We start from the raw sequence: 26198 nt of genomic DNA, 5'->3' as shown, positions 1-26198 counted from the left end.
GCCTACTTCGCGAGGTAGCCGTTCAGGTCGTCCAGCACCTGGTACGCCGCCGTCACACCGAGCCCGAGGTACCACGTCTCGTCCTTGACGTCCTTGGCCCTGCCGCCCTTGACCGCCGTCAGGTTCTTCCACAGCGGGTTGCCGCGCGCGGTGTCGCGGTCGGTCTTCTTCGCGTCGCCGTACACGCCCGTGAAGATCCAGTCGGCGTCCGCCTCGTCGATCTTCTCGGGGCTGATCTCCACGGCCAGGTCGTCGATCTGCTGGTTCTGCGGCCTGGGCAGGCCGGCGTCCTCAAGGATCGTGCCGATGAACGAGTCCTGGCCGTAGAGGCGCAGCTTGCCCGGCATGTAGCGGACCATGGAGATCGTCGGCTTGTCCGGTCCGACGGCCGTGCCGAGCGCCTTGGCCTTCTCCTCGTACGTGGCGAGCTTCGCCTCTGCCTGGTCGAGCCGGTCCAGCGCCTTGGCGTTCAGGAGGTAGTTCTGCTTCCAGGTGAAGCCGGGCCTGATGGAGAAGACCGTCGGAGCGATCTGGGCCAGTTCCTTGTACTTGTCCGCCGCGCGGAGCTGGCTGCCGAGGATCAGGTCGGGCTTGAGCTTGGCGATCGCCTCAAGGTTGAGGTTGTTGATCGTGCCGACGTTCTCCGGGGTGCCCGCGTCCTTCTTCAGATAGCTGGGGATGCCCTCGTCGCCCTCGGTGGGGGCGTAGCCGACGGGCTTGACGCCCAGCGAGACAACGTTGTCGAACTCGCCCACGTCGAGGACGACGACCCGCTCGGGGCGCTTCTTCTCGACGGTCTTGCCCATGGCGTGCGTGAGCGTGCGGGGGAACTGGCCGGGCTCGGCGTCGGTGCCGAAGGCCGCCGTCTTCTCGGCGGCGTCGCCGAAGTCCTTGCCGCCGGTGGCGACGTCGGCCTTCTTGGCGGCCGTGTCCGACGAGGCGGAACCGCTGTCGGAGCCACCGCCGCAGGCCGCGAGGGAAAGGGCCGCCGAGAGGGCGACCGCGGTGACGGCGCAGCGGCGTCGTATGGACATGGGTACTCGCTCCAGCTCTGTTCCGTCGACATGCCCACGCGGGGATACCGACTCGGTCGTACCTACTTAGGCGTACCTAACCTAAACCACCGCCGCGCTGACCAGCACAACCACCCCCGCCATTCCCGGCGAATCACCTCAGTGACACTCTTATGTGTGAAGTGGGGGCTCTCATGTTGTTCGGCTGGAAGTACGAAAACTACTTTCATGGCCGGAGGTGACACCGAATGACGGTCCGCGCCATGGGGACGGCCGCGGCGGGCGGCGCTGTGCGGCACACCGGATTCGCGATCACGGCGGACGGTACGTACGCGGCGCGGCTGACGCGCGCGACGCCGGACAGCGATGCCTGGTTCCCCGAGCGGTGGACGCTCGACGGCCATGAGCCCTACGCCGTACCGCTCCCGCTCGACCAGCCGGAGGAGCCCGGCACCCAGGTGCTGCCGCTGTCCGACGGGCGGGTGCTCATCGTCCGCAGGATCGCCGACCGGTTCGGGCTCTCGCTGCTCTACCCGGCGGGCCGCGGCACGGGCGAGCTGCCCGTCGGCGCTGTCGAGTGCGCGGAGCTGACGCTGCTGCCGCCCGCGCCCGACGGCCGGAGCGCGTACGCCCTCGCGCCCGGCCAACGGTCCACCGCTGTCTGGCTGGTGGCGGGCGGCGCCTTCGGGCCCGAGCTGGTCGCCGAGGTGCCGGGCCGCTGCTCGGGCGGCGGCTGGCTGGACCGTACGGGGCGGATGCTCGCGGTGGACCGGGAGTTGGACGGGGTCGTCAAGGCCGTCGCCGTCGATCTCGAACGCGGCGGTGAGGTAATGCCGTTGCTCCAGATCACGGAGGAGAGCAACGACCGGCTGCTGCTCGCCGACCCCGACAGCGGGCTGCTGCTGATCTGTTCCGACGCGCCGGGGCACGGCAGGATCGGCTGGGGGGTGCTCGGCAGCAGGCGGCCGGTGCGCTTCCCCGAATGCCTGCGCCCCGCCGACTGCGTGGTCACGCCGTTCGCGGTGCAGCCGGGGCAGATGCTGATGCCCGAGAACTGCGCGGTCGCGCTGCGGATCGACATCGCGCAGGACGGCGCTGACGGCGTGGCCGGGGGCAGTTGGCTCGGTGTGTGGCGCCCCGCCGGCCGCCAGTTGCATCAACTGCCCGCGCCGGAGGGGTGGCTGGCCGGCTCCGGGCTGTGGACGCGGGACGGTGAGCTGCGTCTGCCGTACGCGACGAGCGCGGTGCCGTGCGGGGTGGCGCGGCTCGCCGCCCCGGCGGACACCCCGCTCCCGGACGGGACCGCGCAAAACGATCCGTCGGGGCTGGAACCGTCCGGCGCTCCGCAGACTCCTGTGTTGTGCAGACCGGTTCCCCTTCAACAGGCGCCGCTCACCGGTCCGCAGGCACCTCTCACCGGCCGTGGAACGGCTGGATAGGGTGGTTTGGCGCAGCGAAGGCGACCACGACAGCGACAGTACGACGGAGTGACTTCACGACATGTCTGAGGCCCGAACCGACACGGCTCAGGACCGTCCGCAGACCGCGGACGCCGCCAGGGACGAAGCCGGAGGCTACGGAAAGCACCGCGGGGGTGCCGCATCGACGGAGGACTCGACGTCTCCGGCCTACGGCAGGCACCGACGCCACGGAGAACAGACCAAGGCCGCCTGACCGGCGGACCGTACAGCAGAGGGATCACAGCAGAGGGATCACAGCAGAAGGACCACTGCGAGGATCACAAGGGGCCGCCGGTGGCGGCCCCTTGTGACATTTGTACTGCCCGGGTCCGTACATGCGCATCTGCCGCAGGGGCCGCCCCGCTCCGTAGCGTCGTCGGTATGACGCAGACAGCAGAACCAGCCGCCGCGACGGCGGTGTGTTTCACCGGGGTCGGCAAGTCGTTCGGCGCCGTACGCGCCGTCGTGGCCGCCGATCTGAGCATTCCGCGCGGCGAGACCGTGGCCCTGCTCGGCCGCAACGGCGCGGGCAAGTCGACCGCCATCGGGCTGCTGCTCGGTCTCGACGAGCCGGACACCGGGACGGTGCGGCTCTTCGGCGGCCCGCCGTCGCGTGCCGTGGCCGCGGGCCGGGTCGGCGCGATGCTCCAGGACGGCCGGCCCATCAGGCGGGTGACGGTAAGGGAGTTGGTCGCGTTCGTGGCGAGCACCTTCCCCGCCCCGCTGCCGGTCCCCGAGGCACTGGCGCTCGCGGGTCTCGGCGAACTCGGCGACCGGCGCGTCGACAAGCTCTCCGGCGGCCAGCTCCAGCGGGTCAGGTTCGCGGTCGCGCTGGCCGGAGCGCCGGAACTGCTCGTACTCGACGAGCCGACCGCCGCGCTCGACGTGGAGGCCAGGCGCGCCTTCTGGGCGTCCATGCGGGCGTACGCGCGGCGCGGCAACACCGTGCTGTTCTCGACGCATTATCTGGAGGAGGCCGACGAGTACGCGGACCGGATCGTCGTCATCGACCACGGCCGGATCGTCGCCGACGGCGCGGGCGACCGCGTCAAGGCGACGGTCGGCGGCCATCTCGTCAGCTTCGACCTGCGGGGGCGCGGCTCGGAAGGGCTCGCCCTGCTGCCCGGTGTGGTCTCGGTCGAGGTGCGCGGCGACCGGGCCAGGCTCCGTACGGACGACTCGGACGCGACCGTCGTCGCACTCGCGGCGGCGCAGCGCATCCACCGGCTGGAAGTGACTCCGGCGACGCTGGAGGACGCGTTCCTGGCCCTGACCGGCGGACACCGGCAGACCGAGGCCCAAGGCCCTTACCTCGCGAAGGAGATGGCGTGATGTTCCAGTACGTCAAGCTGGAGGTCCGGCGGGCGCTGCGCGATCCCGGGTTCCTCGTCTTCGGCGCGGGGATGCCCGTCCTGATGTATCTGCTGTTCACCAACATCGGCGCGAGCAGCGGCCCCGACTCCGCCGAGTGGCGCACGGCCTCCATGGTCGGCATGGCGGCGTACGGGGCGCTCGGCGCCGCCGTCAGCACCGGCACCGGTATCGCCGAGGACAAGTCCCTCGGCTGGCTGCGCCAGTTGCGCGTCACACCGATGCTGCCGCGCCAGGTGGTGCTCGGCCGGGCGGTCACCGGATCCGTGACGGTCCTGCCCGCGCTGTGCGCCGTACTGCTGGCCGGTGCGCTGGTGAACGGCGTACGGATGGCCGCGTGGCAGTGGCCGGTGCTGGTCGTGGTGCTGTGGGCGGGCGCGCTGCCGTTCACCCTGCTCGGCATCGGCAACGGCTACCGGCTCACCGCCCAGACCACGGGCGTGGTCAATGTCGCCACGCTGATGGGCTTCTCCGTCATCGGCGGGCTGTGGTTCCCGCTGGAGCTGTTCCCCGGCTGGCTGCGCTCGGTCGCCCGCTTCACCCCCGCCAACCGGTTCGCTGATCTGGGCTGGTCGACGACGGCGGGCAACGCTCCCGGACTGCTCACCGTCGTGGTAATGCTGGGCTGGCTGACGCTGTTCGGTTCGTACGCTGTTGTCTCCTACCGCAGGTCAGGGAGGACGGTATGACACCCGCACTGAGGACCCGGCTGCTGGCACTGCCCTTCAGGCGCTCCGCCGCCTGCGCCGAGGAAGGCGAGCGCCGGCCGGGGCCGCCCAGCGGGTACGCCCTGCTGCCGTGGCTGCTGATGCTGCTCGGCGCGTTCTCCAACCTCGTCCAGGGCAAGACGCCCAACCCGTGGATCGGCGCCGTCGGCCTGCTCGTCTTCAACTCGCTGTACGTGGCTGTGGTGTTCCGCGCTTTCGTACCGAGGGCACGGGACAGCGCGGCCACCCGCTGGGCGCTGGTCGCGATGGGCGCTGTGACCTTCGGCCTCGGCATCGGGTACGGCGGAAGCTGGCTGCTGTTCTTCCCGCTGCTGGGTCTGGCGTGCGGCAGTGTGCTGCGCGGCCGGGCCGTGGGGGCGGTGGGGCTCGCGCTGAGTGTGTCGGCGGGGACGATCGGCGGGTACCAGGAGGGCTGGGACGCGGTGACCGTCGCGTACGGCACGTTCCTGTCCACGATGGTCACGGCCGTGATCCTCACGCTGGCCGAGACGGTGGTCGAACTGGGCGCGACCCGCCAGGAGTTGGCGCGCTCGGCGGTGGAGCGTGAGCGGCTGCGGTTCTCCCGCGACCTGCACGACCTGCTCGGCCACACGCTCTCCGTGATCGTGGTGAAGGCGGAGGCGGCGCGCAGGCTGGCACCGCGCCAGTTGGACTCGGCGCTGGGCCAGATCAGCGACATCGAGTCGGTCGGCAGGCAGGCGCTGACCGAGATCCGCGAGGCCGTCACCGGCTACCGCGAGGGCAGCCTCGCGGGCGACCTGGACCGCGCCCGCTCGGCGCTCAGCGGCGCCGGCGTCGAGCCGGTCGTACGGCAGTCGGGGCGCCCGCTGGACCCGCAGACGGAGGCGCTGTTCGGCTGGGTGGTACGGGAAGCCGTCACCAACGTCGTACGGCACAGCGGGGCGACGCGCTGCGAGATCGTGGTGGACAACTCGGCGGAACGGGCCGCCCTGACCGTGACCGACAACGGCATAGGAGCCCACCCCGACCTGGTCGACTCACCGCCCGGCAACGGCCTGAAGGGCCTGACGGAACGCCTGGCGGCGGCGGGCGGCTCACTGGAGGCGGGCGCGACAGGAGACGGCTTCCGCCTGACGGCGCGCTTGCCGCTGCCCGGGGGCGGGTAGTGCCGTGACCGGCAGGGTGTGCCCGCGAGGGAGCGGGCGCCGGTGGGTGTGGTCGCGAGGCGGCCGGGAGCGCGCTTGTAGCGGAGCTACTTGGGCTTTCGGCCAGGCGGCGAGCGTGCGTGCCGGACCCCGTGACAGGGCAAAGGGTGCCGGGAGGCGCACCAGGGCCTGTCCGGCGGATCCCGGCTGGCTTGCGGCGGCTGGCGCGTGCGATCGCGAGGCCGCGGGTCGTCCTCGTACTGGACGTACGTGTACGAGCCCAGCAACGCCGCGAGCATGCGGGCCGGGCGAGGGCCGGGGTGCGTGTCCTCCGCGCGTCGCGAACGGCGTCCCCGCGGCAGGCGATCCCCTCGTACCGACGCGTTACAGCCAGCCCTGGCGGCGGGCCGCGCGTACGGCCTCCATGCGGTTGCGGGTGCCGGTCTTGCCGATCGCGGACGACAGGTAGTTGCGTACGGTCGACTCGGACAGGTGCAGCTTCGCCGCGATGTCCGCGACCGTCGCGCCGTCCACGGACGCGTTCAGCACATCCCGCTCACGCGCCGTCAGCGGACTGGGTCCCGCGCTCAGCGCGGCTGCCGCGAGCGCCGGGTCGATGACCGTCTCACCCGCGAGCACCCGCCGGATCGCCGCCGCCAGTTCCTCCACCGGGCCGTCCTTGACGAGGAACCCGGCGGCCCCCGCCTCCATGGCCCGGCGCAGATAGCCGGGCCTGCCGAACGTCGTCAGGATCAGCACCCGGCAGTCCGGCACCTCGTCGCGCAGCAGCGCTGCCGCGTCGAGACCGCTGAGGCCGGGCAGTTCGATGTCGAGCAGAGCCACATCGGGCCGCGAGCTGAGCGCCGCACCCACGATGGCGTCGCCGGTCGCCACCTGCGCGACCACCTCGATGTCCGCCTCCATACCGAGCAGCAGCGCGAGCGCGCCCCGCATCATGCCCTGGTCCTCGGCGAGCAGGACGCGTACCGAAGCGGCCGGCCTGTGGTCCTGCGGCATCTCGTTGTCCACGGGCAAAGAGTAGGCCGCGAGCCCGGCCGACCGGCGCCGATCGGGCGGCGTCGATCGGGCAGCGCCGATCGGGCAGCGTCGACCGGGCAGCGTCGACCGGGCAGCGGCCGAGGTCATGTCTCGGCGCGCCGGTGCGGCAGCCACACGAGCATCAGCAGCGCGGCGAAGACCAGGGTCAGACAGCCGATGCGGAACGACAGCGCGTAGCCGGCCGTCAGCGCCTCGGGGTCCGTGCCGCCCGCCGTACGGGCCGCGGCGGCCGTGGAGAGTACGGCGAGGCCGAGCGCGCCGCCCATCGTCCGGGAGGTGTTGATCAGCCCGGAGACCAGGCCCGCGTCGCCGGGCGCCGCGCCCGACGTGGCGAGGGCGGCGAGCGGGGTGGAGGCGAGGCCGAGGCCGGTCATCATGAGGATGCCGGGGCCGAGGAGCGACGTCACGAACGTACCGTCGGCGGTCATCATCGACTGCCACCAGAACCCGGCCACCGCGATCAGCGTGCCGAGCACCGAGAGGTTGCGGGCACCGACCCTCGGCATCAGCCGGGGCGCCAGTTTCGAGCCGACGACGATGCTCAGCGAGCTGGGCACGAGCGCGAGCCCGGCCTTCAACGGCGAGTAGTGCAGCACGTTCTGGGCGTAGACCGTCATGAAGAACCACACGGCGAACGAGGTCGCGCCCGACACGAACATCCCCGCGTTGGCCGCCGAGACCGCCCGGCTCCTGAACACCTTGAGCGGTACGAGCGGCGAGGCCGTACGCGCCTCGACGGCGACGAACGCGCCGAGCAGCAGCAGTCCGCCGATCAGCGGCACCAGCGTCGCGGCTGCGCCCCAGCCCTTCTCCTCCGTCGAGACGATGCCGTACGCGAGGACGGCGAGCCCGACCGTGGCCAACAGGGCGCCCGGCAGGTCGAGTCGGCGCCGCCGGTCGTTCCTGCTCTCGCTGACCCACACGGCGGCGCCCGCGATGACGAGCAGCCCGATCGGCACATTGATCAGCAGCACCCAGCGCCAGGACAGCAGATCCGTGAGGACCCCGCCGACGAGCCCGCCCGCCGCGCCGCCGCCCGCGCCGACCGCCGCCCAGGTGCCGATCGCGCGGGTCCTCGCGGGCCCCGGCGGTACGGCAGAGGTGAGGATCGTCAGCGTGGCGGGGGCGAGCACGGCGGCGCCGAGGCCCTGCACGGCGCGGGCGGCGAGCAGTTGCCAGTCCGCCTGGGCGAGACCGCCGGCGAGGGAGGCGAAGGTGAAGACCGCGAGTCCGACGAGGAACATCCTCTTGCGGCCGAAGAGGTCCGCCGCGCGCCCGCCGAGCAGCATGAAGCCGGCGAAGGCGATCGAGTAGGCGTTGAGCACCCACTGGAGTCCGAGGGCGGACATCCCGAGGTCCGCGCGCATCGACGGCAGGGCGACATTCACCACGGACACGTCGAGGACGACGAGGAACTGTCCGGCGCAGGCGGCGAGGACCACCGCCCAGGTGCGCCCGTGGCGTGCCCCGGTGGACGCGGGGCCGGCTGGAGGGCCGGGTATCGAATCGGTTCCGGTTCCTGCTGCGGCTCTGACCATGCGTGTCATGGTCGCAGCCGGTGCGCGGTCCATACATCGGTTTTCCGGCGGAGCGGCAGCGGGTCCCCGGTCCTACGACCGGGTCCACGTGTGACCGTGTCCGACCGATATTCACTCGTTACGAACCGATGCCGACCGAGTGCCGCGAGCCGGAATAGCCCGCCGACGAGAAAGCGTTCACATGACATCCATCGGCGGTCAACGGGGCCCGCCCTGGGCTCTTTTGATGAGCATTCGACCGTTCTGTCCTGATTTCTTCCTGCCCGGAGGGCGCACGTATGCCGCTGACGACGACCGAACAGCCCTCCGGGGCACTCCCGGATCCACGGGAGCGCAGAACCGCCGGAGTCGTACCCGTCCTCGCCTTCGCGGGCATCACGGTCGCCGTGATGCAGACCCTGCTCGTACCGGTCATCAAGGACCTGCCCGCCCTGCTGCGGACATCACCGTCCAACGCGACCTGGGTGATGACCGCCACCCTGCTCGCGGGCGCGATATCCACCCCGATCATGGGGCGGCTCGGCGACCTCTTCGGCAAGCGGCGGATGCTGCTCGCCAGCCTCGCCGTCATGGTGGTCGGCTCGCTCATCTGCGGCTTCACCGACGACCTGCTGACGATGATCGTCGGCAGGGCGCTCCAGGGCTTCGCGATGGGCGCGATCCCGCTCGGCATCGGCATCATGCGGGACGAGCTGCCGCGCGAGAAGCTCGGCTCGGCGATGGCGCTGATGAGTTCGTCCATCGGCGTGGGCGGCGGACTCGCCCTGCCCGTCGCCGCGCTGATCGCGCAGAACGCCGACTGGCACGCGCTGTTCTTCGCCTCGGCCGGGCTCGGCGTGCTGTCGATGCTGCTCACCGTCCTCGTCGTACCCGAGTCCACCGTACGCGCCGTCGGCACCTTCGACTGGCGCGGCGCGATCGGGCTCTCCGCAGGACTCGTCGCCCTGCTGCTGCCCATCACCAAGGGCAGCGACTGGGGCTGGGGTTCGGGCACCACGCTCGGCCTGTTCGGCGTCGCCGTCGCCGTCCTGCTCCTGTGGGGCGTCATGGAGCTGCGCAGCTCGGCGCCGCTGGTCGATCTGCGCACCACCGCCCGGCGCGAGGTGCTGCTCACCAACCTCGCCTCGATCATGGTCGGGGTCGCCTTCTACGCGATCTCGCTGGTCCTGCCGCAGCTCCTCCAGCTCCCCAAGTCCAACGGCTACGGCCTGGGCCAGTCGATGGTCGTCGCGGGTCTGTGCGTGGCGCCGCTCGGCCTGACGATGATGCTCACGGCCCCGCTCTACGCCAAGATCGCGGCCCGGCGCGGCCCCAAGGTCTCGCTGATGATCGGCATGGTCGTCATAGCGATCGGGTACGGCGCCGGCATCGGCCTGATGGGCGCCGCCTGGCAGACCATCGTCATCTCGGTCGTCATCGGTGCCGGCATCGGCCTGGCGTACTCCTCGCTGCCCGCCCTGATCATCGGCGCCGTCGATCCGTCCGAGACCGGCGCCGCCACCGGCCTGAACACGCTGATGCGGTCGATCGGTACGTCCGTGTCGAGCGCGGTCATCGGCATGGTCCTCGCGAAGACCTCGGTCCAGGTCGGCGGGTTCGCCGTACCGACGATGAGCGGCTTCCGCATCTCGTTCATGATCGCCACCGGCGCCGTGCTCGGCGGTCTCGCGCTCGCCGCGTTCCTGCCGTCGCAGCGGCCGGCGGGACCGAAGGCCGTCACGGGCGGCGCCGACGAGGGCGCGCTGTCCTTGACGCTGGTCGCCGGGTCCGGCGGCTTCCGCGGCCGGGTGCTGACGGTCGACGGCGAGCCCGTCGCGCGGGCCAACGTGACGCTCATCGACCGGCACGGCCGGCAGGCCGGGCTCACGGTCGCGGGCGACGACGGCCGCTACACCCTGCTCCCGCCGTCCGGCGGCGCGTACGTACTGGCGGGTTCCGCGACCGGCCACGCGCCGCACGCGCACCCGGTGTCGTACGCGGGTGACGGCGTCGCCGTCGAGGTCGACCTGGTGCTGCCGCAGGCGGCGGGCGAGCGCAGCGGCGCGGTCACGACCTGACCGTACGGAACACAGCAGCGTCCGCACCTCCGCCACCACCTCCCGCCTCCACCTCCGCCCCCGGCGCCGTCGCGCCGGGGGCGGCTTGGCACGATGGGCGGCCACGCCCGTACCGCGATCACCACGTCCGTACCCAGATCAAGAATCAAGAGGAGAACGCATGGCCGCGCCCGCGCCCGCACCGGGGACGCTCGACGCCTTCGAGGCGGCCAAGGGGTTCATGCCGTCCCACGAAGGGCTCGCCCTGTACGCGGCGGCGGCCGATGCGGCGGCGCTCGGGCTGCCGCTCCTCGAAGTCGGCACGTACTGCGGGCGCTCGACCCTGCTGCTCGCCGACGCCGCCCGGGGCGCGGGTACGGTCGCCGTCACCGTCGACCACCACCGGGGCAGCGAGGAGCAGCAGCCCGGCTGGGAGTACCACGACCCGGCGCTGGTCGACCCGGAGGCCGGTGTGCTGGACACGCTCCCCACCTTCCGCCGCACCCTGCGCGCGGCGGGTCTCGAGGAGTACGTGATCGCAGTCGTCGGCCGCTCCCCGCAGGTCGCCGCGGTGTGGGGCGGTCCGCTCGGGCTGGTCTTCATCGACGGCGGGCACACGGAAGAGCATGCGAACGGCGACTACGAGGGCTGGGCGCCGCTGCTGGCCGACGGCGGTCTGCTGGTGATCCACGACGTGTTCCCCGACCCGGCCGACGGCGGCCGGCCCCCGTACGGCATCTACCGCCGCGCGCTGGCCTCCGGCGCCTTCACCGAGGTCTCCGCCACGGACTCGCTGCGCGTGCTGCGCCGCACCGGGCCCGGCGTGTGACGTGCACGCGTGACGCGCCGGTGTGACGCACACGTGTGACGCGCGGCACCGGAGCCGGGAAGAGGGGCGGAGTGTGCGGGGCGGGGCACTAGCATCGCCGGGTGTCGTACGACGAAAGCCAAGCGCCCGCACGCCGGCCCCTCACCCGGTCCACCGTCACCGTCACACTCGCCGCGCTCGTGGCGGGCGGCCTGGCCGGGTGGCTGGTCTGGCGGGGCACCGACGGATCCGACAGCGGCGGGCCGCCGGCCGCGATGTCCCCGCACGGCGCCGGCGGCGGCTCGTCCCCCTCCTCCTCACCGTCCGGCGGTCGCGGTCGGGACGACGACTCCCCGGGCGACCGCGACCCGGCGAAGCCGCTCGCAGGGAAGCTCGTCGTCATCGACCCCGGTCACAATCCGCGCAACGCCGAGCACACCGCCGAGATCGACAAGCCGGTGAAGTACGGCAACAGCACCAAGGAGTGCGACACCACCGGCACTTCGACCAACGACGGTTACGCGGAAGCCCGGTTCACCCTCGATGTGGCGCACCGCGTCAGGGCGTTGCTGGAGAAGCAGGGCGCCACGGTGCTGTTCACGCAGGACGACGACCGCCCGTGGGGCCCGTGCGTGGACGAGCGCGCCGAGATCGGCAACAAGGCGAGGGCGGACGCGGCTCTCTCCATCCACGCCGACGGCGCTCCCGAGGGCGACCGCGGCTTCCACGTCATCCTTCCCGCCCTGGTCAAGGGGGGTGGCGCGGATACCTCAGCGATCGTCGCGCCGTCCCGCGCGCTGGGCGAACTGATCGTCGGCACGTTCGCAGACGCAACCGGAACCAAGCCCTCCAACTACATCGGCGAGGGAACGGGGTTGGACGTGCGCAAGGACCTCGGCGGACTGACCCTGTCAACCGTCCCCAAGGTCATGGTCGAATGCGGCAACATGCGTGACGCGAAGGACGCGGCGCTGGTGAAGAGCGCGGCCTGGCGGCAGAAAGCCGCCCAGGGTCTCGCCGAAGGCGTCAGCGGCTTTCTGGCGAAGTAACGGAAAGCAAACGGGAAAAGGAGTCGGACCGAGGGCGGATACCGGGCAGACGGGGCGATCGGGCAGGCGATACATTCATCCGTACGATAGGGAGCCGCCCCCGAGCTTCGCACCCCGCACCGCCGTACCCGCGGCAGCGACGACCGCCCCGACGAGACGACTGACGAAGGACTTTTCACGTGAACATCCGCTCCCTCTCTAGAGGCGACGGCGTGGTGATCGGAGCAGCGGTGTTGCTGTTCATCGCCTCGTTCCTCTCTCTGTACAGCTCCAGCGGCCTCGGGTCCATCGACTCTCCGAACGCCTGGGACTCACTGGGCATCGTGATGAGCATCTATCTGGCCGGAGTCATCGCGGCGGCGCTGATCGTCGTCTCGCACGCGCTGCCGGCGCCGCGCGTCATCGTGGGGCTCGACCTCGGCCAGTTCGGTGTCGCGCTGTCCATCTTCGCGGCCTGGACGGCGCTGTGGAGCCTGCTCGGCCTCGACGGCCTCGACGCGGGCAGCGGCCTGATCCTCGGCTTCATCGCCGCGCTGATCCTCGCCGCCGCCGCGGTCGCGACGCCGCTCGTGCCGGCCCTGAAGGTCGCCCTCGTGGGCGCCCCGAAGCCGCCGACTCAGCAGCCTCCGTACGGTGTCCAGCCCGGTGGCCCCGGCGGTGCCGGGCAGGGCTACGGCTACCCGGGCGGCGGCCAGCAGCCGTACGGCGCGCAGCCGGGCCAGCCGCAGTTCGGCGGCGGCGCTCCCGGGCAGCCGCAGTCCGGCCAGCCGCAGTCGTTCGGCGGGCAGCCGCAGCAGGGCGCCCCGCAGGCGGCCCCGCAGGGCGGCTCCGCGCAGAGTGGCGCAGCGCAGGGCGGGGAGTTCGCACCGTTCTGGTTCGCGGTGCCGGTCGCCCGTCCGCTGTACGGGGAGGACGGCTCGCCGTCCCCGATCGCCGAACTCGCCCCGGGTACCTGGTACTTGGCAGTCGAGCAGCGCGGTCAAGGCCTGGTGGCCCAGACGCAGGACGGCCGTCGTGGCGTGCTGCAGGACACCACGGGCATTCAGCGCGGCTGATCAGCACGGCCTGTGGTGACAGGTCGCGACAGGTACGGCAGTGGCCCCCGCCAGGACGGCGGGGGCCACTGCCGTATCCGCTCCCTCGTCGGGCCGGGTTTCGGCGCCGGTCAGCCGAAACTCGCCCGCTCCAGCCAGAAGTCGAGCAGTCGCGCGTCCCCCAGCAGCGCCACCCGGTCGCTGTCCGCGGGCAGCCGCCGGTAGAAGACCAGCAGCAGATCGGTGAGTCCGCCGCGCAGCGCCACCGTCGCCTTCCCGTGCCCGCGGCGCCAGTTGAAGCCGTCGTCGGTGAACTCGACGAGCCACTCGGCCTCGACGCCGCCGAGCACCTCCGGCGGGTCCGTGGCATGCAGATGGATGCTGCGTCCCGCGCCGCGCAGCTCCAGCGCCTCGGCGTCACCGTCGGCGGCGGCGAACTCCACGATGCGCAGCCACTCGTCGATCGCGTCGGCGGCGACGGCGGGCTCGACCTCGTACGGCTCGCGCCCGTCCGGTACGCGTACGGCGAGTGCCGCGTCCGCCCGGTGGACCACCGTCTCGTGTGTCATCCGGCGCGCCCAGAAGTCAGCGGTGCGCTCCCAGCCCCAACTCCACACCTCGGCGCCGGAACCCGCGGCGCGCAGCTCGGCGGCGAGCAGCCCCGCGCCGTCCGCGAGCCACGCGTCCAGCGCCGCAGGTTCGCCGTCGCCGGGGCCCGCGTGGTCCGGCACGGCCTCCTCGGGGATGTCGTCGCGCGCCCGGGTGCGGACGAGTTCGGCGGCCCAGCGGTGTGCGCCGCCGACGTGCCGGGCCAGTTCCCCCAGCGTCCAGTCGGGGCAGCTCGGTACGGTCGCCGTCAGCTCGGCGCCGTCGAGCAGGGCGCGCAACTGATCGGTCTGGCGTACGATTTCGGCGCAATACCGGTCGAAACTCATCGCTTTCATGCGCCGCACTGTAAGCTTTTCACCAAGCCCACGCCAAAGAGTTTCACGCGCGCACAAACGGCAACACGGTCGGCATGTCCTCACGTACTCGCAGTGGAAGCGGCTCCGCGGCAACGATCATCGTCATCATCGCGGACATCATGGCCTTCATCCTGGGCCTGTGGATCCTCATGTACCTGCTGGACGCCAACCGCGCCAACGACCTGGTGGACTTCATCCAGGACGCGGCCCGCTGGCTGGCCGGCTGGTCCTACGACCTGTTCACCTTCGACGAGGCATGGGCCCGCGTTGTCTGCGGTTACGGCCTCGCCGCCGTCGTGTACCTCTTCATCGGGCACGGCCTGGCCAACCGGCTGCGCCGTTACTGATCCCCAGTCTTTCACCGGTCCGGCCGGCAGCAGTCCGGCTCCAGTCCCCGCGGCAGTCGTTCGCCGCTGAACACGGCGGTGGTCGCCTCGTCCCCCCCGAGCGCGGCCACCGCCAACAGCAGGGAACCCGCCGTCCAGGTCGTCAACTCCTGCGGCCAGAAGGCCCGGTTGCCCTCGAAGACGTAGCCCGTCCAGTACATCCCGCCGTCAGCGCGCAGATGCTGGACCGACTGCAGGATCTCCAGGGCCCGGTCGGACTCCCCCATCACCCAGAGCGCCAGGGCGAGTTCACAGCTCTCGCCGCCGGTCACCCACGGGTTGGGCAGCACGCAGCGCACCCCGAGCCCGGGGACCACGAACCGCTCCCAGCCCGCCGCCAGCCGGGCCGTCGCCCGCTCGCCGGTCAACGCGCCGCCGAGGACCGGGTAGTACCAGTCCATCGAGTAGTGGCCCTTGTCCAGGAACCGCTCCGGGTGGCTGCGGATCGCATGGCCGAGCGCACCGGCCGCCAACTCCCAGTCCGGCTGCGGCTCTTCGCGTTCCTCGGCGATGGCGAGAGCGCAGCGCAGCGCCTGGTAGACGGATGAACTTCCGGTCAGCAGAGCGTCGTTGACGGGCTCGCCCGCCGCCTTACGCTTCCAGCCGATCTGGCCGCCCGGCTGCTGCAGTGCCAGGACGAATTCGATCGCGGCGTGCACGACGGGCCACATCGCGTCGAGGAACCCGTCGTCGCCGGTGGCGAGATAGTGGTGCCAGACGCCGACGGCCGCGTAGGCGCAGAAGTTGGTCTCGCGGTCCAGGTCGTCGGGGACGCTGGCCTCGCCGTCGGTGTAGGAGTCCCGGTACGACGCGTACCAGGACCCGTCCTCGTTCTGCGCGCGGGCCAGCCACGCGTACGCGGCGGCAGCCGCCTCGTGTTCACCCGCGGCGTCCAGCGCCATCGCGGCCTCGACATGGTCCCAGGGGTCGAGATGGTGCCCGCGGAACCACGGGATCGCGCCGTCGGGGCGCTGGACGGCGAGGATGCCGGCGACGGTCAGCGCGGCCTGCTCGGCGGTGAGCACGCCGGGCAGCACGAGATGTTCCGTACGGCCGGGTCCCGGCCCGGAGAAGGTCACTTGGCGGCCACGGCCGGCAGGTGCGGCTTCGTCGCGTAGGCCACGAAGCTCTTGCCCAGGACCGGGTTGAGGAGCTGTTCGGCCGCCCTCGTCGCGAAGGGCTTCTTCATGATGTCCCAGACCAGCAGCTTGTGGTACGCCCGGACGGGCAGCGCACGGTCGTTGTCCACGCCGAACGCGCACTTGAGCCACCAGTACGGCGCGTGCAGCGCGTGCGCGTGGTGGCTGCCGTACGGCTTGAGCCCGGCTTCCCGCATCCTGCCCAGCAGTTGGTCGGCCTTGTAGATACGGATATGGCCGCCCTCGACCTCGTGGTACGCGTCGGACAGCGCCCAGCACACCTTCTCCGGGCCGTAGCGCGGCACGGTCACCGCGATCCGGCCGCCGGGCCGCAGCACCCGGACCATCTCGGCGAGCACGGCCTTGTCGTCGGGGATGTGCTCCATCACCTCGGAGATGATGACGACGTCGAACGACTCGTCGGGGAAAGGCAAGTTGAGCGCGTCGCCCTCCATGGCGGTGGCGGTGGCACCCGCGGGCGCCTCCCCCTCCTCCTTCATCGCGGCGAACCAGTTCGCCACCTCGCGGATCTCCTCGCCGTCGCGGTCCAGCGCCACCACCTGGGCGCCGCGCCGGTAGCACTCGAAGGCGTGCCGGCCGGCGCCGCAGCCCAGGTCGAGTACGCGGTCGCCCGCGGCCAGCGGGAAGCGGGTGAAGTCCACGGTCAGCACAGGGTCCTGCTTTCGCGGTCGGAACGGTCGGTGGAACGGCGGCTCATGGCGGGAAAGTTTACGGAGGGCGCGGGGTCGCCGGTACGGGCGCACGGGGCGGCGGCCGGAGCCTCGCCGCCGCCGGCGGAAACCGCCGGCGGCGCCCTGCGCCGGTCGCGGGTCAGCCGGCGCCGCGCGGGAGCGCCGTACGCCCCTGCCGGTCGATCGCAGCGCGGTACAGCTCGGCCGTACCCTGCGCGGCTCTGGCCCAGGTGAACCGGGACAGCACCCGCTCGCGCCCCGCGGCGCCGAGCCGGGCGCGCAGCCGCGCGTCGCCGAGCAGCAGGCCGAGCGCCGCGGCCAGCGCCGCCGGATCGCCGGGCGGTACGGCGAGACACGTCTCACCGTCGCGGCCGGCGACTTCGGGGATGGCGCCGCCGGTGGTGGCGACCAGCGGGGTGCCGGTGGCCATGGCCTCGGCTGCGGGCAGCGAGAACCCCTCGTACAGGGACGGTACGCAGGCGGCCTGCGCCCCGCGTACCAGGTCGACGAGTTCGGCGTCGGAGATGCCCTTGACGAACTCGACGGCGCCGCCGAGCCCGTAGCGCTCGATGGCCTGCGCCACCGGGCCGTCCTCCGCGCGCTTCCCGACGACGACGAGATGCGCCCGCGGATGGTCGGCGCGGAGCTTTGCCAGGGCCTCCACGAGATGGACGAGCCCCTTCAGCGGTACGTCGGCGCTGGAGGTGGTCACGATCCGGCCGGGGATCTCGGGCACGGCGGGATCGGGCGAGAACAGCTCGGTGTCGGCGCCGATATGGACGACCTCGATCCGGTCGGGCCGCACTCCGAGGTGTTCGGTGATCTCCTGTTTCGAGGTGCCGGACACGGTCAGCACGGACGGCATCCTGCGCGCGACCCGCTTCTGCATCCGGGTGAAGCCGTACCAGCGCCGGACGGAGGCGCGCCGCCGCCAGTTGGGCGCCGCCGCCAGGTCGAGCTGCCGGTCGACGGTGATCGGGTGGTGGATGGTGGTGACCAGGGGCGCGCCCAGCTCGCCCAGCAGACCGTAGCCGAGCGTCTGGTTGTCGTGCACGACGTCGAACTCCCCCGCGCGGGCGGCCAGATGGCGCCTCGCCCGGAGCGAGAAGGTCAGCGGTTCGGGAAAGCCGCCCGTCCACATCGTGGCGACCTCCAGCGAGTCGATCCAGTCGCGGTACTCTCCGGGCCGCGGCGTCCGGAACGGATCGGGGTGCCGGTAGAGGTCGAGGCTGGGCAGTTCGGTGAGGCGTACGCCGTCGTCGAGCACGGGATAGGGCTGGGCGCCGATCACCTCGACGCTGTGTCCGAGCCGCGCCAGCTCGCGCGAGAGATGCCGGACGTAGACGCCCTGGCCTCCGCAGAACGGATTCCCCTTGTAGCTGAGGAGGGCGATGCGCAACGGCCGCCCGTCCGCGCCGCCGGGTACCGCGCGGGCCCCCGCGCTCTCGCGTGCCCCCGCCTTCTCGCGGGCCCCCGCACCGGTGTCCGCCGCTATGGCCTCAGCGGTCACTCTCGGCCCCCTGTCTCCCTGATCGTCGGCAGCCTCTGAATCTACCGGCAGGTAGCCTCGCACGAACCTCCCGAGCAGGTGATTCGTGCCACGGAATAACAAGATCCAATCCGTTGTTGGCGACTGCATGAGTACTGATGCCACGAGTGATGCCAGGAGCACTGACCGCACCGCCCTCGGCCGGATCGGTGTCTGGAGCAGCGCGCTGCGCACCGGCAACGGCGACCCCGCGCACGACGAGGCGGTCGCCGCCGCCTCGGCCGAGCTGGAGGCGCTCGGCTACGGCGCGCTGTGGATCGGCGGCAGTCCGGCCGTGACGCAGGCGGCGCCGCTGCTGGACGCCACGTCCACGATCGTCGTCGCGACGGGCATCCTGTCCATCTGGGACCACGAGGCGGCGGACGTCGCGGCGGACCGCGCCGTCGTGGAGCGGGCGCATCCGGGCCGCTTCCTGCTGGGCATCGGGGTGAGCCACAGCCTGCTCACCGAGCGGTACGCCCGGCCGTACTCGGCGATGCGCGAGTATCTGACCGCGCTCGACGCGGCCCCCGCCCCCGTACCGGCGGGCGCGCGCGTCCTGGCCGCGCTCGGCCCGAAGATGCTGGAGCTGTCCCGGGACCGCGCGGCAGGCGCGCACCCGTATCTCGTCACCCCCGAACACACCGCGAAGGCGCGCGCCGTCCTCGGCCCCGACGCGCTGCTCGCACCGGAGTTCAAGGTCGTGCTCGACCCGGACGTCGACAGCGCCCGTGCCACCGCGCGCGCGTATCTGAGCGGCTATCTCAAGATGCCCAACTACACCAAGAACTTCACCAGGATGGGCTTCGACGACGCCGACTACCGCGACGGCGGCAGCGACCGGCTGCTGGACGCGGTGTTCGCCCTCGGCGACGCCGGCACGGTCGCCCGCAGGGCGGCGGAATTCCTCGAAGCGGGCGCCGACCACCTCGCGCTCCAGGTGGTCTCGGACAACCCGCGCACCGATCTGCCGCTGGACGCCTGGCGCGAGCTGGCGTCCACGCTGGGCCTGGCCAGGAGCTGAGTCCGCGCGGCCGCCCGAGTCTCCCGTGCGCATCTCAGCGCGCGAACCTCAGCGAGCGAATCTCAGCGCTCCCGTACGAGATACAGCGGCAGCCGGCCCTCCACGACGTCCTCCCTGGGCAGTTGGAGACCGAAGTGCTCCCCGACGGCCAGCACACTGAGCCGGCGGCCGCGTTCGCGGTCCGCCCCCGTCCGGGCGCGGTGGCCGGGCAGCACACCGGCGCGGGACAGCGCGGGCAGCAGCAGATCGCGGTCCTGTCCCCACCGGTGGGCCTCCTCGCCGATGCCGAAGGAGCAGACCCGCACCCCGTCCCGGTAGTAGTTGAACAGCGACGGCGGATGCCACGGCGTCAGCAGGAAGTTCACCGCCTCGGCCCCGTCGCGCGACGCCTCCGCCAGCCCGGCGCGGGTCCAGCCGACCGCGTCCCCGTACTCGACGGCGTACGACCACTCGCCCGCCGTACCGACCCGGGCGACGCTGTCGACGCCGGGTGACGTGAGCAGATCCATCGCCTCCTCGGCCGTCGCCGACCGTGCGGGCGGGCCGCCGCGCGCGCCCAGCCGCAGTACGAGATCGACGGGGCCGATACCGCGCGCGAACGTCACGCAGTCGACCACGTACGGCTCCAGGAGCCATCCGATTCCCCCGGCCATGTGCGCTCCCCCGGTCCACCGCGTCGTCGTCCCGGTCCAGTCTGCGCCGCCCGTACGCGCCCCGCACCGGGCGTGCGCGACGCGCTCGCGGTCCGGCAGGGGACGCGCGTGCGACGGCCGGTACAGTGGGCGGGTCGTCATCATGCCCGTACGGGGAAAAGCCGGTGCAAAACCGGCCGCCGACCCGCAGCCGTGAGCCGCCCTTGCCGGTGGCGGGCCGGAGTGCCCCGTTGGCGGTCATGACCGGCTCGTGCCACCGGAATCCGCCGGTGGCCCGGCACCGTCGAGGTTCACGGGGCCGGAGCCTGGTGCCTGAGTGTGCCTGAGCCCGGCTCCCGCAGGAGAGGCACCGCCCGCCATGACCACCGTCCGCCGCAGCGCCACAGCGCTCGCCGCATCCGCCGCGCTGTGTGTGGCTCTGGCCCCGGCAGCCGCAGCCGACGACACGACGGCCGGCACCGCCTCGCCCTCCCCGGTCGCCACCTCGCCTTCCCCCGCCGCCGCCTCGCCTTCCCCCGCCGCCGCCTCGCCCTCGCCCTCCCCCGCCGCAGGCGCGCCCGCCCGGCTCCCCGCAGGGCTGTACGGCACGAACGACCCCACCCACGACGGTGTGTGGCGGCAGTCGCTGGCGATGCTCGGGCAGTACGCGGCCGGGCTGCGGCCCGCCAACTCCGCCATCCTCTGGCTCAAGAGCCAGCAGTGCGCGGACGGTTCGTTCCCCGCGTACCGCCCCAACCCTGCCGTGCCCTGCGACCTGAACACCGCGACGGACGTCAACTCCACCGCAGCGGCGCTCCAGGCGCTCGCCAGCGTCGGCGGGCAGCGGGAGTTCATGCAGAAGGCGGTCGGCTGGCTGCGGCTCGCGCAGAACAAGGACGGCGGCTGGGGCCGGACCAACGGCGCCCCCACCGACGCCAACTCGACCGGGCTCGTGATCGGTTCACTGACCACGGCGGGCGCGCACCCCGGCTCCATGCGGTCGCTGGACGGCAAGAACGGCTACGACGCGCTGATCGGCCTCGCCATCCCGTGCGACGCCGCCACCGGCGCGGGCGCCTTCGCCCACCGGCCCGACGCTGCGGGCAAGCTCGTCGCCGACAACGACGCCACGGCCGCAGCCGTGCTCGGCGGCATCGGCAAGCGGATGGTCGCCGCCCCCGTACCGCCGGGCCCCGCCCCCACCTGCCACAAGTCAGCTTCTCCGACACCGGAGTTCACGGCGCGCAACGGCGCCGCCTACCTCGCGCGGATACTCGCCACGAGCGGGCACCTCGACCAGCCGGCCCTGCCGGGCGCCGCTGCCGGACCCTCCCGGCCCGACCCCGGCAACACCGCCGACGCGGTCGTGGCGCTGGGCGCTGCGGGTTACGGGGACAAGGCGACGGGCGCGCTCGACTGGCTGAAGAAGAACGCCGCGTCCTGGGCCACCGCGAACGGTCCGGCGGCCTGGGCCCAGCTCATCTTCGCCGCCCACACGGCGGGCGTCGACCCGCACGACTTCGGCGGTGTGGACCTGGTGCGGCGGCTCAACGCGACGGGCCCGGCCCCCACGCCGGTGCCCGCCCTCTCCCCCTCGTCGACCGTCCCCGCCAGCGCACAGGCCGCCGCCGTAAGGGAAGCCAGCGTCGGCAAGGCGCAGGCGGCGCTGTGGGTCATCGCCGTCGGTCTGGTGGTGTGCGTCGGGGCCGTCGTCTACGTCAGCCGCCGCCGCAGGTCCGTACGGTCCTGAGCCCCGCCTGCGGGACCGGCTTCCCCGCTACCCGGCAGGCCCGCCGGCCGGGACGGAGGCGCCCGCCGGTCCCGCGTCGTCCTTGTCACCGTTTCCGCCCTTGCCGCCGTTGCCGCCCTGGCCCCCGTTGCCGCCCTGCGGGAACGGGTCGCGGCCGGCGTCGGCCGGCTCCTTCGGGGCGGGCTCCACGAGCCTGCGCGGGCCCGCCAGCAGATACGTCAGACCGAAGCCCGCACCGACCACGGCGGCGCCGCCGACCGCGTCCAGCACCCAGTGGTTGGCGGTCGCGACGATCGCGCAGACCGTGAACAGCGGGTGCAGCAGCGCCAGTAGCTTCATCCACAGCTTCGGCGCCAGTACGACGATGACCAGGCCGCACCACAGCGACCAGCCGAAGTGCAGCGAGGGCATGGCCGCGTACTGGTTGGTGAGCGCCGTCATCGCGCCGTAGCTCGGATTGGCCAGGTCCTGCGGGCCGTGCACGGTGTCGATGAAGCTGAGGCCCGGCATCAGCCGGGGCGGGGCCAGCGGGTAGAACCAGAAGCCGATCAGCGCGAGGATCGTGGCGAAGCCGAGCGAGGAGCGGGCCCAGCGGTAGTCGGCGGGGCGGCGGACGTACAGCACGGCGAGGACCGTCAGCGGCAGGATGAAGTGGAACGTCTCGTAGTAGAAGTCGAAGAACTTCTCGGCCCAGCCCAGATGGACGACGGTGTGGTTGACCCACTCCTCGATGTCGATGCCGAGCGCCCGCTCGATCGAGATCACCTGGCGGCCGTGCGCCTCGGCCTCGATCCTGCCGCCCGTCGCGGCGAGCCTGATGTGCGAGTAGGCGGAGTAGCCGACCCGGATCACGAGCAGTTCGAGCACGAGGTTGGGGCGGCTCAGCAGCCGCCGCCAGACGGGCGCCGCGAGCGGTACCCGGCTCCAGCGTGACGGTACGGACTGCGCGTAGTCCGTCGGCACGGGTCTGTCGAAGTACGCCGAAGCCCTCGGCAGGAACGGTACGGCGCAGGCGGCGGCGAGCGCGGCGAACAGCGGCACGTTCTCCCGCAGCGGGTAGAGCATCGCCATGTTGGGCAGCAGCATCGTGCCCGGCAGGGTCATCACCAGCACCACGACGGCGGGCCACACCAGCCGGTCCTTGGCGCGCTTGCCGACCCGGCCGACCAGCGCCAGCAGTATCCACAGCAGTTGGTGCTGCCAGGCCGTCGGCGAGACGGCGACGCTGACGCAGCCGGTCACGGCGACGGCGAGCAGCAGTTGCCCGTCCCGCGCGTACCGCACGGCGCGCCGCAGACCGACGTAGACGACGGCAGCGGCGAGGAGAACGAACACCGCGATCTCCAGCGGCCCCGACAGCCCGATCCGCAGGAGCGCGCCGTGCAGGGACTGGTTGGCGAGGCTGTCGGGGCTGTCACCGAGGCCCGCACCCGCGATGTGGTGCACCCAGTACGTCCACGAGTCCTTCGGCAGCGCCGCCCAGGCGAGGGCCGTGCACACGGCGAAGGTGCCGACCGTGGTCGCCGCCGCCTTCTTGCGGCCGGTGAACCACAGCAGCGGCGCGAACAGCACCACACCCGGCTGGAGCGCTGCGCCGAGACCGATCAGCACGCCCGCCGCCTGCCGGGCCCGCGGCCCGCGCACCACGAAGCAGCCGACGAGCACCAGCAGGACCGGCAGGATGCTGGTCTGCCCGAGGTAGAAGCTGTTGCGCACCGGCAGGGACAGCATGAGCAGACTGACCGCGACGGGGGCTGCGAGGATGCGGGTACGGCGCGACACGGGCCCCGGCAGGGCGCGCGCGGCCACGACGCCGAGAGCGACGACGAGCAGCAGCGTGGCGAACGTCCAGACGATACCGAGGCTCTCCTCGGCCGAGCGGGTCAACGGTTTGAGTACGAGCCCCGCGAACGGCGTACCCGTGAATTTTCCCGTCGAGTAGAGCGAACCGGCGACATGGAGCACTCCGTTGTCGCCGGTCCAGGTCTCCAGGTCGGTGAGCCGGCGCCCGGGGGGCTGCCTGAGCACCGCTGCCGCCTGTCTTACCGCGAGCACCGCCGCGACCAGCCACAGGACCGCACGGGCTGTACCGAAACCGGTGCCCGCGCCTCCTGCCGCCGCTCCGCCGCGCACGCTGTGATCTGCATTCGCCACGCCGCGCCGACCCTCCGTCCGAAACCGCCGTACCTGGGGCCATGAGCCTCGCACTGCCCCATTCAGGAGACTCAGGCAACCCCCTCTTCGCCTGACTGTCATCCTTGTTTTGCTTGTTTGCTTGTTTTGTCTCAATGCCGATGATCCAGATACTGATGATCCAGGGAAGAGGCTTTCATGTCCCAACGACAAGAGCACGAGCTGTGGGACGCGGTCGACCGCTACTTCACCGATCAGCTCGTACCCGCCGACGATGCTCTGTCGGCGGCACTCACCGCCAGTGACGCGGCCGGTCTGCCCGACATCAATGTGGCACCCAACCAGGGGAAGCTGCTGCATCTGCTGGTGGGTATCCAGGGGGCACGGAGCATTCTCGAAATCGGCACGCTGGGCGGCTACAGCACCATCTGGCTGGCCCGCGCCCTGCCGGCCGGCGGCAGGCTGATCTCGCTGGAGTACGACCCGGCCCACGCGGACGTGGCGCGGGCGAACCTGGCGCGGGCGGGACTCGACGAGATCGCCGAGGTACGGACGGGCCAGGCGCTGGAGTCCCTGCCCGTGCTCGTCGAGGAGGGCGCCGGCCCCTTCGACTTCGTCTTCATCGACGCCGACAAGCCCAACAACCCGGGCTATCTGGAGTGGGCGCTGAAGTTGACGCGCCCCGGCAGCGTCATCGTCTGCGACAACGTCGTACGCGGTGGCGCCGTGGCCGACCCGACGGGTGACGGCGACCCGAAGGTGATCGGCACCCGGCGCATGATCGAGCTGATGTCCGAGGAGCCCCGGCTGTCGGCGACGGCGATCCAGACGGTCGGCAGCAAGGGGTACGACGGTTTCGCGCTGGCGCGCGTGGTGTCCTGAGCCGTCGGACGGCGGACGGCGGACGTCGGGCGTTGGACGGCGAACGTCGGACGGCGGACGTCGGACGGCGGACGTCGGACGGCGGACGTCGGACGGCGGACGTCGGACGCCGTGCGGAGAACGCCCGCACGCGCCGGCGGCGGCGGACCGTCTCCGGTCTGCCGCCGCCGTGCTGTGCTGCCGCTGTCAGATCTTCAGCAGGCGCTCCGTGACCTCGCGGTAGTTCCGCAGGGCCAGCCGCAGGTCCTCGGTGTCCGAGCCGTCCGCCGAGGCGTCCGTGCCCGTCTTGCCGTCCTTGCCCGCCTTGCCGTCCCAGCCGGCCCGCATCGAGCGGCGGCGCTCTTCGAGCACGCGCGTGATGTGCTCGGTGGCCTCCTCCAGCACACCGGCCGCTTCCTCGACCGAGCGCCGGGGCCCGTCCACGAAGCCGCCGAGGGCTTCCTGGAGACGGTGGGCCAGCTTGTCGCTCTCCTCCTGCGGGAGCAGGCGGGTGTCGGCCGTCGAGCTGCCCGTCGTCGAGTCGGCTGTCGACCCGGTGGTCGAGCCCGTCGTCGAGCCGGTGGTCGAGCCGGCCTTGTGGTCGACAGGGGCCTTGTGGTCGACAGGGGCCTTGTGGTCGACAGCGGTCCGCTCGGAGGCGGTGCGGTCGGTGCTGGTCGCGGTGCGGTCGGTGGCGGTCTTGTCCGTACCCGCAGCCGTACCCGTACCCGTGCTGGTAGCGGTACCGGTCGTCGTGTCGACGCTGGTCCTGCCTATGTCCGTACGCGTCTTGTCGTCGCCCAGCGCTGTGCGGTCCGGGTTGGCCGTCTCGCGGGTCGCAGACCCGGTCTTCGTACCGCCGGTGAGCGCACCGGTCTTCGTCGCGCCCGTGCCCGTGTCCGTACCGGTGTCAACGCCGGTCTCCGCGCCGGTCACCGCGCCCGTCTCGGAACGCGAGTCCGTCCGGCCGACCTGCTTCTGCGGCCAGGCGGTGTCGTCCGCCGCCCGCTCGTCCGCCTGGGCCTCTTTCTCGTCCTCGCTCCGCACGGCACGCTCCCGGTCGCTGAACAGCCCCGGCTTCTCGCGCTTCTCGTGCGCGTCCTGGGCCTCGCGCGCGGCGGACGGCGGGACCTCGGGCGTCGTACCCGCCGGGTCCTTCGTCACGCTCTCGTCGTTCGTGCCCTGCTGGTCACGCGCTGCTTCGTCGTTCTTCATCACACGTCACTTCCCTTCGGCCGCAGTGAGACGTTCTGTTCGCGACCCGCACCACGGGTGCGGCCCTTGCCGCCACCGTCCGGACGAGCGAGGATCAGTTGCTCGAAGAGTTCCCGCGCGCCGACCATGGCCTCGCGCAGCTCTTCCGTGTTCGTACCGCGGCCCTCGTCCGATGCCGCGTGGTGCACCCTGCGGTAACCGTCCACCTGGTGCGCGTGGTGGACCGACAGGGCGTCAAGCTGTTCGTCGTACCGGCCGGCCTCGGGGTAACCACGCTCGGCGGCGAGCTGCGCGACCAACTGGTCGGCGTCGGCGACCGCCTGCTTCGGTGAGTCCACGAACTGCTCCTGCAGTCCGGCCCACCGGGCGACGTACTGTTCCCTGGCCTCGTCGGACAGGGGCTTGGTACGCAGGTCGCCGTGGCGCTTGACGCGCTCGCCCAGCTCGCGCTTGGCTGCCTTCGCGTCACCGTCGTGCCGGGCGAGCGCCCGGTCGTACTCAGGCCCGAACCGCCGCTTCAGCCCGGTCCGCTCGCCTCCCCGGCCAGGTCCCGCGTAGAGCACGGCAGCGACAATGATCACGAACACCACGATCAGACCGATGACGATCAGGACTGTGGACATGGTTACCTTCCTGGTTCTTGGCTCGTCCGGTACTGCTCGTAACCGGTA

General features: G+C 72.1%; 23 protein-coding genes. 12 read left to right on the top strand and 11 right to left on the bottom strand.

Features of this window, described 5'->3' with window-relative positions; all coding sequences use genetic code 11:
* Positions 1-2: 2 nt before the first annotated feature.
* Complete coding sequence (locus ACZ63I_RS24800) at positions 3-1034, bottom strand: ABC transporter substrate-binding protein (protein WP_469341193.1); 1032 nt, start codon at positions 1032-1034, stop codon at positions 3-5.
* 227 nt (positions 1035-1261) lie between these two features.
* Between ACZ63I_RS24800 and ACZ63I_RS24795 the strand changes: the two genes are divergently transcribed.
* The 4 genes from ACZ63I_RS24795 (at position 1262) to ACZ63I_RS24780 (ending at position 5699) form a co-directional block, all read left to right on the top strand.
* Entirely contained in the window at positions 1262-2452 is a 1191-nt protein-coding gene (locus tag ACZ63I_RS24795) for a hypothetical protein (RefSeq protein WP_469341192.1), read from the top strand.
* Between the two features lie 402 nt (positions 2453-2854).
* Complete coding sequence (locus ACZ63I_RS24790; protein WP_469341191.1) at positions 2855-3805, top strand: ABC transporter ATP-binding protein; 951 nt, start codon at positions 2855-2857, stop codon at positions 3803-3805.
* Complete coding sequence (locus tag ACZ63I_RS24785) at positions 3805-4533, top strand: ABC transporter permease (protein WP_469341190.1); 729 nt, start codon at positions 3805-3807, stop codon at positions 4531-4533. Before ACZ63I_RS24790 ends, ACZ63I_RS24785 begins: the two co-directional genes overlap by 1 nt.
* Positions 4530-5699: a sensor histidine kinase gene (locus ACZ63I_RS24780; protein ID WP_469341189.1), complete on the top strand. Its 1170-nt coding sequence runs from the start codon at positions 4530-4532 to the stop codon at positions 5697-5699. The genes ACZ63I_RS24785 and ACZ63I_RS24780 overlap by 4 nt, the downstream gene beginning before the upstream one ends.
* A gap of 363 nt (positions 5700-6062) precedes the next feature.
* On the opposite strand, the gene ACZ63I_RS24775 is transcribed toward ACZ63I_RS24780, so the two are convergent.
* Positions 6063-6695 carry a response regulator gene (locus ACZ63I_RS24775; protein ID WP_469341366.1) on the bottom strand — a complete coding sequence of 211 codons (633 nt, stop codon included), beginning with the start codon at positions 6693-6695 and terminating at the stop codon, positions 6063-6065.
* A gap of 125 nt (positions 6696-6820) precedes the next feature.
* Entirely contained in the window at positions 6821-8284 is a 1464-nt protein-coding gene (locus ACZ63I_RS24770) for an MFS transporter (RefSeq protein ID WP_469341188.1), read from the bottom strand.
* 269 nt (positions 8285-8553) lie between these two features.
* On the opposite strand from ACZ63I_RS24770, the gene ACZ63I_RS24765 reads away from it, so the two are divergent.
* From ACZ63I_RS24765 to ACZ63I_RS24750, 4 genes are all read left to right on the top strand, one after another.
* On the top strand, positions 8554-10332 hold the full coding sequence (locus ACZ63I_RS24765; RefSeq protein ID WP_469341187.1) for an MFS transporter: 1779 nt from the start codon (positions 8554-8556) through the stop codon (positions 10330-10332).
* 160 nt (positions 10333-10492) lie between these two features.
* A complete protein-coding gene (locus ACZ63I_RS24760) occupies positions 10493-11140 on the top strand; it encodes a class I SAM-dependent methyltransferase (RefSeq protein WP_469341186.1) in 648 nt (215 codons plus the stop codon).
* A gap of 101 nt (positions 11141-11241) precedes the next feature.
* Positions 11242-12168, top strand: a complete 927-nt coding sequence (locus tag ACZ63I_RS24755; protein ID WP_469341185.1) for an N-acetylmuramoyl-L-alanine amidase — start codon at positions 11242-11244, stop codon at positions 12166-12168.
* 179 nt (positions 12169-12347) lie between these two features.
* On the top strand, positions 12348-13223 hold the full coding sequence (locus tag ACZ63I_RS24750; protein WP_469341184.1) for a hypothetical protein: 876 nt from the start codon (positions 12348-12350) through the stop codon (positions 13221-13223).
* A gap of 110 nt (positions 13224-13333) precedes the next feature.
* On the opposite strand, the gene ACZ63I_RS24745 is transcribed toward ACZ63I_RS24750, so the two are convergent.
* Positions 13334-14146, bottom strand: a complete 813-nt coding sequence (locus ACZ63I_RS24745) for a maleylpyruvate isomerase family mycothiol-dependent enzyme (RefSeq protein WP_469341183.1) — start codon at positions 14144-14146, stop codon at positions 13334-13336.
* A gap of 74 nt (positions 14147-14220) precedes the next feature.
* On the opposite strand from ACZ63I_RS24745, the gene ACZ63I_RS24740 reads away from it, so the two are divergent.
* Positions 14221-14514, top strand: coding sequence for a hypothetical protein (locus ACZ63I_RS24740; RefSeq protein ID WP_469341182.1), 294 nt, complete (start codon positions 14221-14223; stop codon positions 14512-14514).
* 11 nt (positions 14515-14525) lie between these two features.
* On the opposite strand, the gene ACZ63I_RS24735 is transcribed toward ACZ63I_RS24740, so the two are convergent.
* The 3 genes from ACZ63I_RS24735 to ACZ63I_RS24725 all read right to left on the bottom strand — a co-directional run bounded on the left by ACZ63I_RS24735 (position 14526) and on the right by ACZ63I_RS24725 (position 17894).
* Complete coding sequence (locus ACZ63I_RS24735) at positions 14526-15632, bottom strand: prenyltransferase (RefSeq protein ID WP_469341181.1); 1107 nt, start codon at positions 15630-15632, stop codon at positions 14526-14528.
* Positions 15629-16363, bottom strand: a complete 735-nt coding sequence (locus ACZ63I_RS24730) for a class I SAM-dependent methyltransferase (protein WP_469341180.1) — start codon at positions 16361-16363, stop codon at positions 15629-15631. The genes ACZ63I_RS24735 and ACZ63I_RS24730 overlap by 4 nt, the downstream gene beginning before the upstream one ends.
* Positions 16364-16523: 160 nt before the next feature.
* Complete coding sequence (locus ACZ63I_RS24725; RefSeq protein ID WP_469341179.1) at positions 16524-17894, bottom strand: glycosyltransferase family 4 protein; 1371 nt, start codon at positions 17892-17894, stop codon at positions 16524-16526.
* 127 nt (positions 17895-18021) lie between these two features.
* Here ACZ63I_RS24725 and ACZ63I_RS24720 point away from each other — a divergent pair, with 127 nt between their 5' ends.
* Positions 18022-18936: a TIGR03620 family F420-dependent LLM class oxidoreductase gene (locus ACZ63I_RS24720; protein WP_469341178.1), complete on the top strand. Its 915-nt coding sequence runs from the start codon at positions 18022-18024 to the stop codon at positions 18934-18936.
* A gap of 62 nt (positions 18937-18998) precedes the next feature.
* Here the strand turns inward: ACZ63I_RS24720 and ACZ63I_RS24715 are convergent, their stop codons facing one another.
* Complete coding sequence (locus ACZ63I_RS24715; RefSeq protein WP_469341177.1) at positions 18999-19589, bottom strand: DUF6461 domain-containing protein; 591 nt, start codon at positions 19587-19589, stop codon at positions 18999-19001.
* Between the two features lie 358 nt (positions 19590-19947).
* Here ACZ63I_RS24715 and ACZ63I_RS24710 point away from each other — a divergent pair, with 358 nt between their 5' ends.
* Positions 19948-21318 carry a prenyltransferase/squalene oxidase repeat-containing protein gene (locus ACZ63I_RS24710; RefSeq protein WP_469341176.1) on the top strand — a complete coding sequence of 457 codons (1371 nt, stop codon included), beginning with the start codon at positions 19948-19950 and terminating at the stop codon, positions 21316-21318.
* Positions 21319-21345: 27 nt separating this feature from the next.
* On the opposite strand, the gene ACZ63I_RS24705 is transcribed toward ACZ63I_RS24710, so the two are convergent.
* Positions 21346-23472: a bifunctional glycosyltransferase 87/phosphatase PAP2 family protein gene (locus ACZ63I_RS24705; RefSeq protein WP_469341175.1), complete on the bottom strand. Its 2127-nt coding sequence runs from the start codon at positions 23470-23472 to the stop codon at positions 21346-21348.
* 177 nt (positions 23473-23649) lie between these two features.
* Here ACZ63I_RS24705 and ACZ63I_RS24700 point away from each other — a divergent pair, with 177 nt between their 5' ends.
* Positions 23650-24333: an O-methyltransferase gene (locus ACZ63I_RS24700; protein WP_469341174.1), complete on the top strand. Its 684-nt coding sequence runs from the start codon at positions 23650-23652 to the stop codon at positions 24331-24333.
* 186 nt (positions 24334-24519) lie between these two features.
* Here ACZ63I_RS24700 and ACZ63I_RS24695 read toward each other — a convergent pair whose 3' ends face one another.
* Both ACZ63I_RS24695 and ACZ63I_RS24690 read right to left on the bottom strand, forming a co-directional pair.
* A complete protein-coding gene (locus ACZ63I_RS24695) occupies positions 24520-25527 on the bottom strand; it encodes a hypothetical protein (RefSeq protein ID WP_469341173.1) in 1008 nt (335 codons plus the stop codon).
* The gene (locus tag ACZ63I_RS24690) at positions 25527-26150 is read right to left on the bottom strand and encodes a hypothetical protein (RefSeq protein WP_469341172.1); all 624 of its coding nucleotides are present in this window, start codon (positions 26148-26150) and stop codon (positions 25527-25529) included. Before ACZ63I_RS24690 ends, ACZ63I_RS24695 begins: the two co-directional genes overlap by 1 nt.
* Positions 26151-26198 lie beyond the last annotated feature (48 nt).

It is taken from the genome of Streptomyces sp. NPDC087906 (assembly GCF_055584925.1).
This window is presented reverse-complemented; position numbering and strand designations above follow the sequence as displayed.